The 14031-nt window shown below is 49.0% G+C and carries 18 protein-coding genes and 1 pseudogene; all 19 read right to left on the bottom strand.

The genetic code is table 11. From position 1 onward, the window contains the following. Window positions 1–140: 140 nt before the first annotated feature. Window positions 141–788 (bottom strand): Gp15 family bacteriophage protein, encoded by a 648-nt coding sequence (locus RJD28_08390; GenBank protein WNV59582.1) that lies wholly within the window; start codon window positions 786–788, stop codon window positions 141–143. After that, the gene (locus RJD28_08385; GenBank protein WNV59465.1) at window positions 788–1102 is read right to left on the bottom strand and encodes a DUF6673 family protein; all 315 of its coding nucleotides are present in this window, start codon (window positions 1100–1102) and stop codon (window positions 788–790) included. The genes RJD28_08390 and RJD28_08385 overlap by 1 nt, the downstream gene beginning before the upstream one ends. Window positions 1103–1120: 18 nt before the next feature. Beyond that, window positions 1121–1627 carry a hypothetical protein gene (locus tag RJD28_08380; GenBank protein ID WNV59464.1) on the bottom strand — a complete coding sequence of 169 codons (507 nt, stop codon included), beginning with the start codon at window positions 1625–1627 and terminating at the stop codon, window positions 1121–1123. Next, window positions 1624–2067 carry a hypothetical protein gene (locus RJD28_08375; GenBank protein WNV59463.1) on the bottom strand — a complete coding sequence of 148 codons (444 nt, stop codon included), beginning with the start codon at window positions 2065–2067 and terminating at the stop codon, window positions 1624–1626. Before RJD28_08375 ends, RJD28_08380 begins: the two co-directional genes overlap by 4 nt. 4 nt (window positions 2068–2071) lie before the next feature. Beyond that, a complete protein-coding gene (locus RJD28_08370; GenBank protein ID WNV59462.1) occupies window positions 2072–2329 on the bottom strand; it encodes a hypothetical protein in 258 nt (85 codons plus the stop codon). A 180-nt stretch (window positions 2330–2509) separates the two neighbouring features. Beyond that, window positions 2510–2926, bottom strand: coding sequence for a DUF6751 family protein (locus RJD28_08365; protein ID WNV59461.1), 417 nt, complete (start codon window positions 2924–2926; stop codon window positions 2510–2512). A 4-nt stretch (window positions 2927–2930) separates the two neighbouring features. Then, on the bottom strand, window positions 2931–3329 hold the full coding sequence (locus tag RJD28_08360) for a hypothetical protein (protein ID WNV59460.1): 399 nt from the start codon (window positions 3327–3329) through the stop codon (window positions 2931–2933). Between the two features lie 12 nt (window positions 3330–3341). Then, window positions 3342–4538 (bottom strand): phage major capsid protein, encoded by a 1197-nt coding sequence (locus RJD28_08355; GenBank protein ID WNV59459.1) that lies wholly within the window; start codon window positions 4536–4538, stop codon window positions 3342–3344. Window positions 4539–4541: 3 nt separating this feature from the next. Then, window positions 4542–5084 (bottom strand): phage scaffolding protein, encoded by a 543-nt coding sequence (locus tag RJD28_08350; GenBank protein ID WNV59458.1) that lies wholly within the window; start codon window positions 5082–5084, stop codon window positions 4542–4544. A gap of 358 nt (window positions 5085–5442) precedes the next feature. Continuing rightward, window positions 5443–5628: a hypothetical protein gene (locus RJD28_08345; protein WNV59457.1), complete on the bottom strand. Its 186-nt coding sequence runs from the start codon at window positions 5626–5628 to the stop codon at window positions 5443–5445. Then, complete coding sequence (locus RJD28_08340; GenBank protein WNV59456.1) at window positions 5606–7039, bottom strand: hypothetical protein; 1434 nt, start codon at window positions 7037–7039, stop codon at window positions 5606–5608. The genes RJD28_08345 and RJD28_08340 overlap by 23 nt, the downstream gene beginning before the upstream one ends. Further along, window positions 7024–7380, bottom strand: coding sequence for a hypothetical protein (locus RJD28_08335; protein ID WNV59455.1), 357 nt, complete (start codon window positions 7378–7380; stop codon window positions 7024–7026). Before RJD28_08335 ends, RJD28_08340 begins: the two co-directional genes overlap by 16 nt. Before the next feature lie 152 nt (window positions 7381–7532). Then, window positions 7533–7766: a hypothetical protein gene (locus tag RJD28_08330; GenBank protein WNV59454.1), complete on the bottom strand. Its 234-nt coding sequence runs from the start codon at window positions 7764–7766 to the stop codon at window positions 7533–7535. Continuing rightward, on the bottom strand, window positions 7763–9265 hold the full coding sequence (locus tag RJD28_08325) for a phage minor capsid protein (GenBank protein WNV59453.1): 1503 nt from the start codon (window positions 9263–9265) through the stop codon (window positions 7763–7765). The genes RJD28_08330 and RJD28_08325 overlap by 4 nt, the downstream gene beginning before the upstream one ends. Continuing rightward, window positions 9262–10626, bottom strand: a complete 1365-nt coding sequence (locus tag RJD28_08320) for a phage portal protein (protein WNV59452.1) — start codon at window positions 10624–10626, stop codon at window positions 9262–9264. Before RJD28_08320 ends, RJD28_08325 begins: the two co-directional genes overlap by 4 nt. 9 nt (window positions 10627–10635) lie before the next feature. Beyond that, a pseudogene (locus RJD28_08315) lies at window positions 10636–12017 on the bottom strand (PBSX family phage terminase large subunit). Further along, window positions 12001–12708 carry a phage terminase small subunit gene (gene terS / locus RJD28_08310; protein ID WNV59581.1) on the bottom strand — a complete coding sequence of 236 codons (708 nt, stop codon included), beginning with the start codon at window positions 12706–12708 and terminating at the stop codon, window positions 12001–12003. Before terS ends, RJD28_08315 begins: the two are co-directional and overlap by 17 nt. Before the next feature lie 263 nt (window positions 12709–12971). Next, window positions 12972–13277 (bottom strand): hypothetical protein, encoded by a 306-nt coding sequence (locus RJD28_08305; protein ID WNV59451.1) that lies wholly within the window; start codon window positions 13275–13277, stop codon window positions 12972–12974. 71 nt (window positions 13278–13348) lie between these two features. Continuing rightward, complete coding sequence (locus tag RJD28_08300; GenBank protein ID WNV59450.1) at window positions 13349–13954, bottom strand: hypothetical protein; 606 nt, start codon at window positions 13952–13954, stop codon at window positions 13349–13351. Window positions 13955–14031: the final 77 nt, after the last annotated feature.

The following is a 14031-nucleotide window of genomic DNA, read 5'->3' as shown; positions in this document are numbered from 1 at the left end:
CTACTTGATTTGATCACCTTCTTTGATTTTGATTTCAAATTCTTTTCCACAATTACGGGCCTTACATTTCATGATCAGGCCATGACATTCGGCATCTTCCAGGGCCGTGATAGGCATCCGATACCCGCAAAACGGGCACTTTACTCTTTTTTGCATGCGTCCATCCTCTCTCTTACATATGCCAGCATGTCTGCATTTCTTTTTGCCAGCTTGGCCTTGCTATCCATATCACTGGAAGCGTCAGACAGGGAATGCAGCTTCCGCATCCGCATGATAAACGCCTCTTGCTTTTTGCTCATCCCTTCCGTGTCTGCTGTCCGGTAATACATCACCCGGGAAATCAGCAGATCTTCACCTAAGGAATCAAACATGGCCATAAACTCCCACCAGTGCAGATCCTTATTTGCAGTGCGGTTCAGGTTGATGCCGTACTGACTGAAAAATGCAGCAAAGATCAACGCCGCATCCTTGTCAAAACAATACGCTCTGCCGGTCCGCTTGGGCCTCTGGGCGCCGGATGGCTGCTTTTTATCCTCTGGTTTGTCAGGAGATCTGCCACACCGATGGAACCACAGCATTTTCTCAACGGCCTGATCCACGTCCGCGGGGATATTCCTGCAATAAAAAATATTCAGACAATCCAGAAGCTTTTGTTCATCGCTCCGATCACTGAATATACAGATTTCCATTATTATATTGGCTCGATACCCCCAATTTACATCATAAATACAGTCATTCACAACAACACTATGCGGCAGTTCGTCAATCAAAATATTGCATTCTTCCATCATTTGATTCTGTCAAGGCTAAACGGTTCAAGGATGGCCTGTTTCTGTTTGGATATCTCTTTCAGGAAGTCAGAATACGCCTGCTTGGCATCCAGCGCATCTTCACATCCCTCCAGAACATCCACTCCGGTGGCCATTTTGAAAAAGTTGCGGAACATATCGATCATTGCCTGTATGGCCGACGACGTGGAAAGATCCTTACCTTTCCGAACTTCTTTCTCCGTTTTCTCCATTTCCTTCAGTGCCAACTCCATGTTTCCCGCATCCTTCAGATTGGAAATTTTAAAGTTCAGTTCTTTGCCATTGATAACCATCTATCTTATCCTCCTCACTCAGGTTGCCGAATAGGTATATTCTGTGGGTACATTACCGATCTTCTTAAATTCCACGTCAATCGCCGCAGATTCGCCGGCATTTCCGCCGCCGTCAGAATTGATGATAATGGATACCTGGCCCTTTTCACCTTTTCCATTCAGGATATTGAAATACACGTAGTCAGTAACCACCGCATTGCCGGTGCCGTACTTAATTCCGTGTCCGAAAATATAGTCCTGCACCTCGTCCCCGATATACCGGTCACCGGACACCTTGAAGGATCTCTGTGTACCGGTACGCATGGTAGACTGTCCGGCGCGGATGTACGTCTTGTCCTGGGTAATCGGGTTCAACTGGGCATCCAGTCCCTCAATTCCCATCTGCACAACACCATAATCCTTCTCGGCTGTCGTCCCGGTTCCATGTGGATCCAGATTGATGGCAAACACAAAGTCATCATTCGTCACCCATCCCTCATAATCTGCATTAGGTGTCCTGCCCTGCATAAGTTCGCTTAACTTCATACTGCGACCTCCTTTTCAAAATATGTAATCTTGCACTGGATCATATACCGTGCAAGTCCCTCTTTTGCATTAATGCCTGCCAGATTCGGCATATTCTGCAGGCACTCCATCTTCTTGATCTGGCAGCCATCCGGGAATTCCGGGTAAATACCCTTCTTGTCCTGGATTTCCAGCCAGTCCATAAATGCCTGTGCAAAATTCATTGCTTCCAGATTGAGCGCATCCATGTCCGTGGAATATTCCTTCGTCAGGATGATAGAAAATCCGTATTCTTTGTCTGCACCCACCCGGATATACTTCTTTTTGACCTTGTCCGAATAATCCGTAACAATGGCCACCGCTCCGGGATAATCCGGGGAGAAGTTAAAACCTGGCACATCCTTGGCCAGCTCCGCCACCTTATCCCCGAAGTACGCCTTAACTGCATCGTGCTTCGTCATAGCCTCACCTCTTAATATAGTTTTCTACCGCCTGCGCAAGATCACCTTTCCGTGCTGTTTCCATGGCCTTATCCCACTTGGACGTAGCCAGAGGATGCCGGAAATGGCTGTAGTTCAGCGACCGGCCGGTTGGGGTCTTATGCGGCGGGGGATACCATCCAGTAACAAAGCCACCGTCCTTGATCGGATAATTGGGTCCATAAATCTGGCCGACATACTGATAATGCGCATACGGGGAATGATACTCCACAACCCCCCTCATCCCCCTGGACGTACACGCTGGTATTCCGCGCCAGCGAAAGAGTATCAGCCGGAACATAGGGGTCCATGAACCGCTTTGCCTTATTCGCAGCAAACAGCCGTACATCCGGGCTGATGATCCGCCCTGCAACCTGCTCCGGTGATCTCTCCCAGACGAAGTCAAAGGAAAAGTCCATATCCATCACCCTCCCAGCCGGTAATGTTTCGCAAAACGGAACGCCGTATTATCCGAAAAAGCCGTCACCTTAAACGCTTCCGGCTTGTACCGGTTCAGCAGCTGCGCTGCCGTCTGACCGTTCTCTCCGGTAATCTCTTCTGTGCACGCCCCACGAATCACGATATCCCCCTGGGAAACAGTAAAAGCGCCGTCTGACATCTTTGCGTACTGCAGGTAAGACAAATACCGCTCATCTCGCGGGATACGAACCACATAGGTATTCTGCACGTTCGCCTGTGTGTCGGAATATCCTGTACCGATCACGGATTTCCAGAAGCAGCCATGGAGCACGGTTCTCTTCCAGTGCTCCTTCCGGTCTGCACTGTCTGCTGCCCGGATCCGATTATAAAGCGTGATCGTATGACAATAATTATCATTCATAGCATCACACCCCCGCGTAAAGCAGCCCGGTGTTTCCTAGATACCGGTAGATGATCTCCCTGATCTTGGCAGCCTTTCCGGATTCCGTGTACACAGACTGCGACAAGTCAAACGTCCCGGATTCTCCGTCGTTGCTGTATGACACCAACGGACCGGCGCCGCCCTGCTGCAATGTCTGCTGCGACACACTGTCCGCCGCATACAGCAGTTCTGTCAGTTCACAGGTACAATCCCTTACCTCATCAGAAACAAGGTCATTATCCCGTTTCACGCGGTCAAAGGTGTATTGATCAATGATCCTCTCTGCCTGCTTTTCCCAGTACGGAAATACCGCCTCCGGCACCGCTGGGGATCTCCCCAGCAGATAGCCGGAAACATAATATTTCTGCTCTGCATATGCCATGCAATCAGCTCCTTATTCCTGGGCGGTCAGCGTTACTGCCTTGGCAACGGCAGATGCAGCCACCACGATGGTCTCTGTCACCGGCACAAATCCCTTCTTAGTGATCTTAGCGGTATAAGTACCTGCCCGCAGGTTAAACACTGCCTGGCCGTTAGCATCCGTTGTCAGGATCGCTCCATCCACGTTGATGCGCACATCCTCATATTTTGTCGGGCTATCGGATTTTCCATCGGTCACAGTAAAGGTAACCGCCTGGGTTACTACCGGTGTACCCGGTTCCAGATATGCGAATGCGCATCCGGTACGATCCTCGTTGAGGCGGGTTGCCGGGTTCGGCAGCGCCCAGCCCATGCGGAACACGACACGCAGCGCAATCATATCCTGCTGTGCCAGGTTGTACTCAATTTCCTTGCTGACGGGATCCTGGATAACACCCTGGTCAAGAATCTTGACGGTAATATCCTGGCGGATTGCGTAGACTGCCTGAGAGAAGTTGCCCACAACCAGCTGCGCAATATTTCCCATGAAGGAACCGTTTTCCGGGAACTGGATAGGCACACCGTCCAGTGTGTACCGAGTGGAATCCTGCATGCTGTGCATGAAGATCGGCTGTTTGTTTGCATCCCGCAGTCCACGCAGCTTGGACTTGAAGGTCATCGGAGCGATTGCCCCAGTAACTGCATAGCCGTCATTCTCGACCTTGGCAAACACACCATTTTCTCCCAGTGTCAGGTCATAGTAATCTTTTCCGCTGGCCGGAGCCACGTTATTGCCCGCCTGTCTTGCCAGAGTGATGATATCTGCCTGCCACTCCCTCGGGCGATTGTCACCGAAGATAATGGCTGCGTCCACCTTCTGACCGATGGCCTCATTCACTCTCGGAGTGATCTCTCCCATGATGTCCATCTCCGCATCATCAAACACGGATTCCGGGATCGGCACGATTACAGCCAGTTCACCTGCAGTCAGGTATACGTTATCCCATGCCTGGCGGGTGGTCTGCTTCATGCCGGTATCTCCATCCACCCAGTATGCGGTAGGCAGGAAATCCAGTACCCGGATTCTGGTCTGCTTGCTTGTCATGTTGGGCAGCTTTCTTGCCATGCCCATAAACACGGACTGCTTGGGAGCGTCCTGAAAAATAGTAGATACAATCTGTTCGCGGATTAAAGCCTCCACGTCGGCTCTGTTTGTAATATTCACTGCCATTCTTTACTCTCCTTTTCCGAAAAAGCTTCTTAATGCCTCATTGGCCTGCTCTTTTTTAGTCTGCGCATCAGGGTTGATTCCAGAGGTAACAGACACTACTCTCGGCACGGTACCGGCAGCCTGGAACAAATAATCATTGTCCTTCTTCAGGTTCGCAAGTGCCGTTTCGATATCCTGGGCCTGATTTTTAGATGCTTTCAGGGTATCTACATCCAGCAGTGCCATAATGGCTTTCTCATTCCGTCCAGAAGCCTTCCGGATAGCCTCTTTGACGGATGCGTCAAAGGCGTAGTCTGCCTTGATCTGCTCGATCTCTGCATCTTTACCGCTCAGCTGGGTTGTTAACTCGCCAATCTTGGTCTGAAGACCAGCTGCGTCAATGCCCTCCATCGCTTTCAGGGATGCCTGCGCGGTATTCAGCTGTGCTTTATAACCATCGCGCTCCGCGGTAATCGCATTGACTTCTTTCCCCACTTCGGCCATGACAAAATCAACCTGTTCCTGGGTCAATCCCTTTTCTCTTAATGTTTCCGTTTTTAAAATCATATTGTTCTTCCTTTCTCGGCTTTTTTCGGTAGGTCGCCCTCTACCTGAAAGTTGGCTTTTCCGGCAGCCACGCCAAAATGCATAAAAAATAACACCCAGCATAGTGCTGCGTGCCGCTTCACTGTTTAACGGACAGTTCCGAGATATGTGGATCACCGCCTCTCTATGGATAACCTCTTGCCGTCGTACACGACCGTGTCTCCGATCTGTGCCAATTCATCTCCGATCCTCACCCCCTTCACTTCTGCGTGGCCATCTCTGTTCGTGTACCGGATAGTACCTGACCGCCGCCTTGTATATTCCGCCAGCCACGGAGGTGCCAGCATATCAATGTCTTTTGTGACTATATATCTTTGAATCACCCCACATCATCTACTATGCTGCCCTTAGAAGCTTCTGTACCCACCAGCAGCCCGGTCAACTCCACGTATTCCTCTTCCGTGATCCGATTCAGCATCAGAAACAAATCGAGCTTGGCATACATATCATCGTAAGTATACCGGTCGTTGGTAATCAGTAATTTACACAATCTCGCTGTTCTCATCTAATTCCTCCATTTCCGCCATCAAATCGGCGTGCAAGATATTTACCTCTTTCTCGGCTGCCTTTGCATTGCGCTTATAAGTTACTGATATCCCCGCCTTATCTTCCGCCTCCACAATCGTAGTACCTCGGTAAGATCGCAAGGACTTGTAGGCCGCAATCTCATCGGCAGTGAGTGGGGTTTCGATGGGAGTGGCAAGCGGATATCTTATTTCAGCGCCCGTGATTATATCTTGAAAATCCTGTATTGTTGTATACAGGTTTTTCGGTGCCCTGAATCGTAATTCTACTCTGTCTGCGTGTCCATACGGTGCAACAATGGGATAACTATACGCTGTCTCTTTATTTTGCGGAACAACCTGCATCGTTGTGCACATTATGCTTTCAAAGGCTTTTTGTCCACGACTATTTAACATGCTATCATATATCTCATATCTCACATACCAATGGCTGCCACCGTTTTCGCTCTGAGTGTATCGTGTTATGTCTATGTGTATCACTTTTACCCTCTGCACATACACTTCCCGTCCGAGATCCACCTCATCGCAGATCCACTGCTGACCAGTCTCATCAGTATAGTTACCACCTGCCGAGACTAGAATACCAGGAAGACCATTGGGTGTTGAGAAAGACACGGATTGCATCTGCTCATTATCAGGATTTTTTACAATGACACTGAGATTTCCATTATCACCTGCACTCTGAATCTCCTGCGGATAATCCGGTGATGGGGACGGGATCCTGCCTGTGTAAGGCTCCCAGTCTTTTTTTTCGCTACCTTCTGTTAGCATGACACCCTGTATTGTGACTGTATAAGTTCCGGCTGGAACTGTTTGTGATGTAACTTCAGTTATAAACAGTCTTAGCGTTAGATTTGTCGTGTTTTCAGGAAGCGTTACAGAAATTGATTTTGACATATCTTTTTGTAAGCTTAGATAATGTGTTCTTCCATCATCAGTATCGTACATTAGCCCTATAACATACTTTTCATTTGGCACATCACTATTTACGCCATCATAAGACAGTGTCACTGTTTTCCCGGAAAAATCACCTTCAATGACATGCTGTATTGCTATATAAACCTTATTTGAAGAGCTTCCGCTTTCATTGATGGTTGTTGTCATTTGTATTGTATACGAGTTATCACTAATTTCTACTTGAATCTTGTTGTTTTTTTTAATAGAGGCCGCATCAAACAGCTGCGCCCCTGTGGTTGTCATCTGCTCGCTCCTGCCGTAGATGCGCAAAGCCTTGAACGGTTTTCCGGTGGCATTGTCCAGAACGGCAGGATTTCCATTGACGGTGACATCTTCCGTTTTCTCTGCTGCCCCCATGCGATACAACCTGTCTGAATCTGTGCCGATAAACCCCATGTTGCCTGAAATGATGTCCTGTCCTACCACCTCAAACATTGCACTTCAACTCCTTTTTCCGACGTTGCCGCCGGCAACACGTACATGATACTGCCAGTTATCATCTGACCTTCAAATACCTGTGCCGTCTCCGCCGGCACCAGGGCTCTCGTTGTCTTGTCTTCCCCGGCTACAAAACCGATGTATATATCATCCTCAGTAAAATTCTTTACCAGATAGCATAACCCCTGCAAAGAAAGCGAAAACTCCAGCTCCGTATCTGCTATTGTAGGTTTTCTCTGTACATCCATATAACATCTATCCTTTCTAAAAATAAACATAAAAATACCACCAGCCCATTGACTGATGGTAACAATATCCATGCCATTTACATCTTTCACATATTTTCTCCCAATCCGGCTTTTTCTTGAATTTTTCCGGTATTGTATCCTTTCGCAGGATTCCATCTACTGCATCCGAATTTTCAATACAATCAACATTTCAATTTCTGTATCTACCAATGGACACAAAACGAAATCAGGGCTATACACATTTACATCCCCTCAACATTCTCAAGTAAATCAACAATATCCTCCAAAGCCTTCCCGTCAAAGAAAGGAGTTTTCATCACTTCATCAATACTGTGTGCTTCCATGAAATCATCTCCGCACCACACATCAAAGTGTTTCGCATTAAATGGATCCACGCCGCACTCTTTTTCATTATATTCAAACAGAACGTGTGTACATAAACTCTCGATTCTATCTCTTAAATCTTTTGCTGTCATAATATATCCTCGTTCTCCTTTCTTTCGTCCTCTGTCAGCTCCCTGGTTGGACGGTCAATCAGTTTTCCTTCTTCATACACATAATCATGTGCATGTTCTCCGTTTTTGCCATAGGGATGCATTTTAGCATTCCCATGATTATTATTGCTGACCTGCTTGTATTGTCTGCCATTTTGATCATAATAATTTCTTTCAATTCCGCCCTTCTTTTTCGTCACCTGGGTAATGCTGTTCGGTTCCGCAATTAGCGTAGCTCTCTTAACTTCGATTATATCCTGCCCTACCGCGTTTTTCAATGTCGAAGGTGCCATTTTTTCAAGTTCTGTCTTTATCGGTGTAAATCTTCCACGCAGCCCATCCTGCGTGATTCTCTGCTTTTGCTGGGGTAGTCCCATTCGCTGAGAAAAATCCACATAGTTCTGCATCTGCCCCTGATATCTGGCCTTTTTTATAATAACGGCCATCTCATCGGCGCCGCCCTCTTCCAGAAGCTTGACCTGCTGGCGGGTAGCCCGCATATTCCGCTCCATCTTACGCTGTTGCTGTAGCGCCTCGTATGTGGTGTAGTCCTTCCCGGCGTACATCTTTGGCCGATTCTCTTCGGCCATCATCTCCTCCAGCTGCTCATCCGTGTATGTTCGGGCGGATACGCCAGGGATAAAAGCGTTGTAATCATGGTAACAGTTTGCCCCTTTAAGCCCTGTCACGGTTCCAAGTCCGCAGACGTCGATCAGCTCCCGCATGCTCCATACCCGCCCCTGCCAGGGCTGATGCGTAGGACGGGCCCCCACGTGATAGGTCACCTCATAGGTATCTGTACCAAGCTGCGCCGCCACCTGCTCATTAATCTTGCCCTGCACCTGCCGGAAACCAGTCAGCACGGCCATTCTGGCAGCCACATCAATGCGACGGTGTACACCCGAATCATAGTCAACCCACCGGACGCCGGAAGCGGTCATCTGGTTGACGGTACGCTGCAGGACAGTGCCGTAATCAAAAGCACCGGACTGGATGTCGGATATGGCATTATCCATGGTGGTTCTATAGTATTCCATCAGTTTGGGATATTGCAGCCTGCCAGTCTGTGGGTTCCTGACAGCAAATCCCATGGATGCCGCAAGATTTTCATATTCCCCGGAGAGCTGTTTCTTTACTGCCCCTATCAGTTGCTGCAGCTCCACATTGTCCTCCAACGGAATCTGCTGAAATCCTTTGACTTTATACGCCCGATCAAAGCCATAGTATTGCCTATACACTTCATCCGAAAAAATGCGATCCATTTCCTCATCCGAGGCTTTAAGCGCCTCTTTGATCCAGGCCTTTATGCTTTCCTCTGATTCTCCCAGCTTCTGCATAAGCATAATCTGACGATCAGCAGAGGCTGTCGAAAATCCATTCTCCCGGATCCGCCGGACAATGTCTGTCATGATCCTCATTTCCAGCTGTGAAAAGATATTGCCGGTTTTTAATGCCAGCTTTTCAATTTCTCCCTGGGTCATTCAACCACCGTCTCTTCTGGCCGCTGCACGGCGGCTTTTGCCTGTTCTTCGGTTTCACCATACCATTTCATGCGGTACTCTACCAAGGACATGGCGCCCATGGCCACATCAGCTCGATCTGTCGCCCGTTCTTTTTCCGTGTCAACCACAATGCTGTCGTCCCAGACAAAGGACGTATGATAAGTGCCAGCCGGGCACAGGCTGTAAATATCGCACCAGAAGGCTGTTGCATCCACCAGATCTTCCAACGCTCTCTGCAGCGCCGTCTGGCAGCTCTGCACGAAGGAGTACGACCGCTGCTTACTTGCCTTGATCTCCTCTGCCGTCTTGTCCGTATTATTCGGATCAGACAGCGTACCATAGGCCAGATTGCAGTCAAATTCGATGGAGCGAAGCTGATGATTCCAACCGTTGTAAAAGGACGCATCACGGATTTCCGGTGAAAACACATCCATGTAAGGCTTATCTGTTGCCCCGGCATTGTATTCCACCGCACGGTACAGCCGGTCCTTGCCGCCCGGATACTCAAAGGCATCTGTATCCTTTCGGTATTTCAGCAGGCTCTGTGCGATATGCACCGCGGTCTCTTTGGAGGCATATTCCCAGTTGATCTGTGAATATCTCTTATCTGCCTCCCTGATCTTTTCAAGAGCTCGGGAAAACACCGATACCCCCAGCGGACTGGCCGGATCCCTGTCATTACCGATGGGCACCGCAAAATACCCAAAAGGCAGCTTGCTGACACCATCAACCCGCATTTCCGCCGACAACTCCGACCACTTTGGCACGCTCCCGATCTGCACCTCACTGCCCAGCACACCATCTGTCCTGGACATAAATGCCTTGTTTCGGATAATCAGCTGCCTGCCTCGCAGTGTATGCCGTTCAATCCGGCTGTAGATCTCATCCCCTCGCCTGAACTGATCCAGGAATGCGCAATCTGTGATCTGCTCCGTATCAAATGACAGGGGAAAGAAGTGGTCTGCCTGTATGTACTGAACAGAAATACCACTCGGAGTTACATATGGTTTAAAAGCCATATTGCCCTTTGCAAAAGCATATTCTGTCTGCACCCTGAGTTTTCCAAGTACGCTCTGGTAAGTTTTATCCAGATAAGAGGCCCGGCCACTGCCCTCGACTTTGCTCTGCATCTCCAGCGTCACCAATCTGGCGATCTCCATTGACACTGACGCCGCAATACCTGCGCTGTCCGTTGTCTTATCAAGCCATGGCGCCTGCCCTGCATAAACCCTCGACCACAATTCGATCAGCGCCGCCGTATCTCCCGACATCGCATAATCAATCTGTTCGTCTTTATCCAGAACCTTCTTGATTGCCTGATACATTGTTGTATATTTCATCACCATCACCTACCCGTACCTGATGAGCTGACTGATTTGCCGCTCAAACGTATATTCAAAACTATCCAGCGAATCAATGTCGCTGGTTCCATCGTCCAAACGGACGTTTTTTGTCAGTTCTTTCGGATCCCACACAGCCGTACATAAAGCATTTACCAAGCTATCGCACTGTCCCTCGACATACCCAAAACGCCCCTGTGCCATCAGGATCGCTGTTGCATTGATCCGGTCGTTAATCTCTGTTTTCATAGCATTCTCTACCCGCACCCATGACAGGCCATTCTTCCGCAGGCTGCTACGGATACCGGCAATCAGCGTCTGCTCTGCGCTGTCCGCATACACAATCGTGATATAGCCATATTGGCCCAGAATCCGCTGGCAGAAATTACAAAACAGAATTCCCAGCATCTCTGGATCGATCTCTATCTGGTTTCCGGCCTCATCTTTGCAGGCAATCCACTCCGATGCCAGGGCGATCACTTTCTGGTAACCTCGCGTGATGGCCGTGGCCGTGAATGAATGACCGGAACCGCTGCCGCCGAAGTCAATGCCCAAGATAATTTCCATGAGATCAACCGGTTTGGTTTTTATTGCAAAACTGTTATTTCCCGTGCTGATCGCATCCGCGAACCGGCGGTATATCAGGCCGTTGGCCACAACGCGCATTCCCTTGATGTCCCGCATGTACCAGATGGAATTGACGTCATACCTGCTTTCTATTTCCCGCAACCGCTCCGGCGGGATATTGACATTGTCGTAGATCGTACAGTGCATGTAATTGTATCCACCAGGAAAACTCCCGGCTTCCTGCTGTTTCTGGTACTTGTCAATGTACTCCGAATAGATCGGTGCCCGCGGATTGTCCGGGTTTAAATCCCAGAATATTTTCAACCGCCTGGCAGCCAGCTGCCGGTTCATAGCCTCCTTGATCGTATCCACATGGTGCAAATTGATCTCCGTGGCAATCCACATACCATAAGAGTTGCCTCGGATTTTTTTGTAACTGTCCGCCTTGGCAGCTCCGGCGAAGATCACAATCCGCTGGCACCACCTGGTTGCCGGGCCCTTAACAAACAAAGCCTCGTTATCTTTGTACTTGCCCCAGTGGCATTGCCCACGAAAAAAATCCACTCCAGGCCCATACCATTGCAGTCACCAATATTCAGCTTGGCGTTGGCCACTGTGGAACCTGTTGCCAGATGGATCCTGTCCGGCGTAGTTTTCAGTTCATGGGCAAAAGCGAAGATATTGTCCACCGTCTTGCCAGCACGCACCGCGCCCTCGGCCACATTGAACATGCAGCGCTCGCACTTCCTGATGTACTCCTTATGCTTGTCCGAAAAGCGGAAAGATATGGTCTTTTTGGAGGTATACCTATTGTTCACCACCATAAATATCCCCCTCGATTTCGCTCATGTCCTCAACCTCGGAATTATTGCCGGTAAGCTTATCAGTCTGTGCCTTAAGCTGTGCGATCCGGCTCTTCTGCTCTTCCGAAGCAGCTTCCCAGTCCTTATGCAGCATCTCGTCATACTGCTTGATCATGCTGCGCAATTCTCCTTGAGCACGGGCCTGGGCCTTCATGAAACTTGCCTGCTTGTCCCATGCCTCCTGCACCTCCCAGCGTTCCCCGCTCACTTTGCCTTTTTTCTCCTCAACCTTCTCCACCGTCTTATCCTGCTGATCTTTCACATAGGCAATCCGCTGCGCCCGAATGATGGCTGCATACGCAATCTGGATCTGGTGCCATAGAAGATCCAACGGGTCGGCGTCTTCAATGGCATGAAAAATCTCTCTGGTTTCATCTGGGAGGTACTTGGAGAAGAATCCATACTTCTCCGCCTTTTTATTCCCCGGCGGTCCTCCATGGCTGTTCTTATTGCCAGGCTGCGCACCCCTTTTCCGTTTTTTCGAACGCTCGTTTTTATTACCCGAACGTTCGTTTTCCCACTTGTGCGTGCACTTCCAGCGCCGGACCGTCCCCTCCGGCAGGTTTAGTTGACTTGCAATCTCAACCAACTTCTGCCCCTGCAGGTACATCTCTTTTGCCTGCTCTATTCTTTTATCCGGCGCTCTGGCCATCATCACCACCTCTTGTCTTTGTCGGTTTTGTTGCATAAGAAAAGCAGCCCCGGAGGACTGCCTGTGTCTCTTTATCAAAGGCCCTGCAGATGGCATATACATGAATCTGAAACGGGAGGAACACCCGCAGGGGCAAGGAAAAAGGCCCCCGCCGAAATGGATAACAGCGAAGCCTTAGCTACAATTTGATAATTATATTATAAAACGCCCGAAATCGTGCGTCAAGGTCAACGTACATACAAATATATACAACCTATATACAATCACATACAATTTTCCGAACTTTTTTTCGGATGTTTCTGCCGGTATCTTACGTAAGCCCTGTGCATCTGATCCCATTCAAAGAGCAGCTGATCTCCCAGATTGTGTTTTTTGTTGTACGCCTCCATCCTCGCAGCCTTTATCATTTCGTCCAGCTCCTCCACATCTACGTGCAGCACGCTGGCCATAAATGCCTTTCTCTTCCCGGCTTCGACCATGGACAGCAAGAGCCGCCGCTTTGCCGCTTTGATCTGCTCCGATTCCTCCGCCCTTACGTCTCTTTCTTCCTCGGCTTGTAAAATAAGCATTCCTTCACTCCCTCTCTCTTTCCCGGACAGTCAATGACCTTTTCGCAGGTCAGGCACTCTTTATCCTTCACTCACTCTGCCTCCTTTGGTTTCTCACAACGCTCAAATTCGATAACCCATACCCACGGATTCGCGGCCCATCCATAACGGTCAAGATCGGATTTTTTAAGAGTATGATTCCACGTAGCTGCGAATGGTATATCACAGTGTTCTTTCATTTCTTTCACACTTTCAATCATATCCTGCGTCAGCCCGATACCTTCTTTCAAGATCTGCTCTGCCGTGATATCTTGCAGCCGTTCCACTCTGACATCCGTCACCTTTAACCAGATTCTCGCCGCTTCTTTCGGCATGTGGATGGATGGCAACCAGCCCATTCCTTTATATCCCTCCGGTCTTAAATCCCCGTCTGCTTTATAATAATAAGTTTTTGCTACCTCATTATCCGGATCCCAATCCCACGTCTCCCTAACATACAGAATATCTCCTGGATCATACGGAGCTCTACACAGTCTTTTTATAAGCCATACGTCCTCCGTCTCTGGATGCTCCATGTGATATGGACTGTTCAACACCGCATCAACATTATGCTTAACCAATCGCCTGGTGCAAATCTTTCGCCCGTCCAGAATCGCTCGAACCATCTCTCCATTAAACAAAATAGGCTTAATTGCCATCTTCTCCTCACCCTTTCATTTTTCCCGACATAATAAGTATGCAATCCCCGACATAGAAAATCGAAGTCATCAAAAAC

The sequence above is a fragment of the Oscillospiraceae bacterium NTUH-002-81 genome, from assembly GCA_032620915.1.
Classification (GTDB): domain Bacteria; phylum Bacillota; class Clostridia; order Lachnospirales; family Lachnospiraceae; genus JAGTTR01.
Note: the sequence above shows the minus strand (reverse complement) of the source record. Positions and strands in the feature narration are given on the sequence as shown.

What these genes read in the sequence shown, in the direction of transcription:
- RJD28_08330 (WNV59454.1), bottom strand. Translation starts at nt 7,766, where the DNA reads ATGACAGCAAAAGATTTAAGAGATAGAATCGAGAGTTTATGTACACAC.
- RJD28_08300 (WNV59450.1), bottom strand. Translation starts at nt 13,954, where the DNA reads ATGGCAATTAAGCCTATTTTGTTTAATGGAGAGATGGTTCGAGCGATT.
- RJD28_08365 (WNV59461.1), bottom strand. Translation starts at nt 2,926, where the DNA reads ATGAATGATAATTATTGTCATACGATCACGCTTTATAATCGGATCCGG.
- RJD28_08350 (WNV59458.1), bottom strand. Translation starts at nt 5,084, where the DNA reads ATGATTTTAAAAACGGAAACATTAAGAGAAAAGGGATTGACCCAGGAA.
- terS (WNV59581.1), bottom strand. Translation starts at nt 12,708, where the DNA reads ATGGCCAGAGCGCCGGATAAAAGAATAGAGCAGGCAAAAGAGATGTAC.
- RJD28_08390 (WNV59582.1), bottom strand. Translation starts at nt 788, where the DNA reads ATGGAAGAATGCAATATTTTGATTGACGAACTGCCGCATAGTGTTGTT.
- RJD28_08340 (WNV59456.1), bottom strand. Translation starts at nt 7,039, where the DNA reads ATGTTTGAGGTGGTAGGACAGGACATCATTTCAGGCAACATGGGGTTT.
- RJD28_08375 (WNV59463.1), bottom strand. Translation starts at nt 2,067, where the DNA reads ATGACGAAGCACGATGCAGTTAAGGCGTACTTCGGGGATAAGGTGGCG.
- RJD28_08325 (WNV59453.1), bottom strand. Translation starts at nt 9,265, where the DNA reads ATGACCCAGGGAGAAATTGAAAAGCTGGCATTAAAAACCGGCAATATC.
- RJD28_08320 (WNV59452.1), bottom strand. Translation starts at nt 10,626, where the DNA reads ATGAAATATACAACAATGTATCAGGCAATCAAGAAGGTTCTGGATAAA.
- RJD28_08355 (WNV59459.1), bottom strand. Translation starts at nt 4,538, where the DNA reads ATGGCAGTGAATATTACAAACAGAGCCGACGTGGAGGCTTTAATCCGC.
- RJD28_08305 (WNV59451.1), bottom strand. Translation starts at nt 13,277, where the DNA reads ATGCTTATTTTACAAGCCGAGGAAGAAAGAGACGTAAGGGCGGAGGAA.
- RJD28_08380 (WNV59464.1), bottom strand. Translation starts at nt 1,627, where the DNA reads ATGAAGTTAAGCGAACTTATGCAGGGCAGGACACCTAATGCAGATTAT.
- RJD28_08345 (WNV59457.1), bottom strand. Translation starts at nt 5,628, where the DNA reads ATGAGAACAGCGAGATTGTGTAAATTACTGATTACCAACGACCGGTAT.
- RJD28_08370 (WNV59462.1), bottom strand. Translation starts at nt 2,329, where the DNA reads ATGAGGGGGGTTGTGGAGTATCATTCCCCGTATGCGCATTATCAGTAT.
- RJD28_08360 (WNV59460.1), bottom strand. Translation starts at nt 3,329, where the DNA reads ATGGCATATGCAGAGCAGAAATATTATGTTTCCGGCTATCTGCTGGGG.
- RJD28_08385 (WNV59465.1), bottom strand. Translation starts at nt 1,102, where the DNA reads ATGGTTATCAATGGCAAAGAACTGAACTTTAAAATTTCCAATCTGAAG.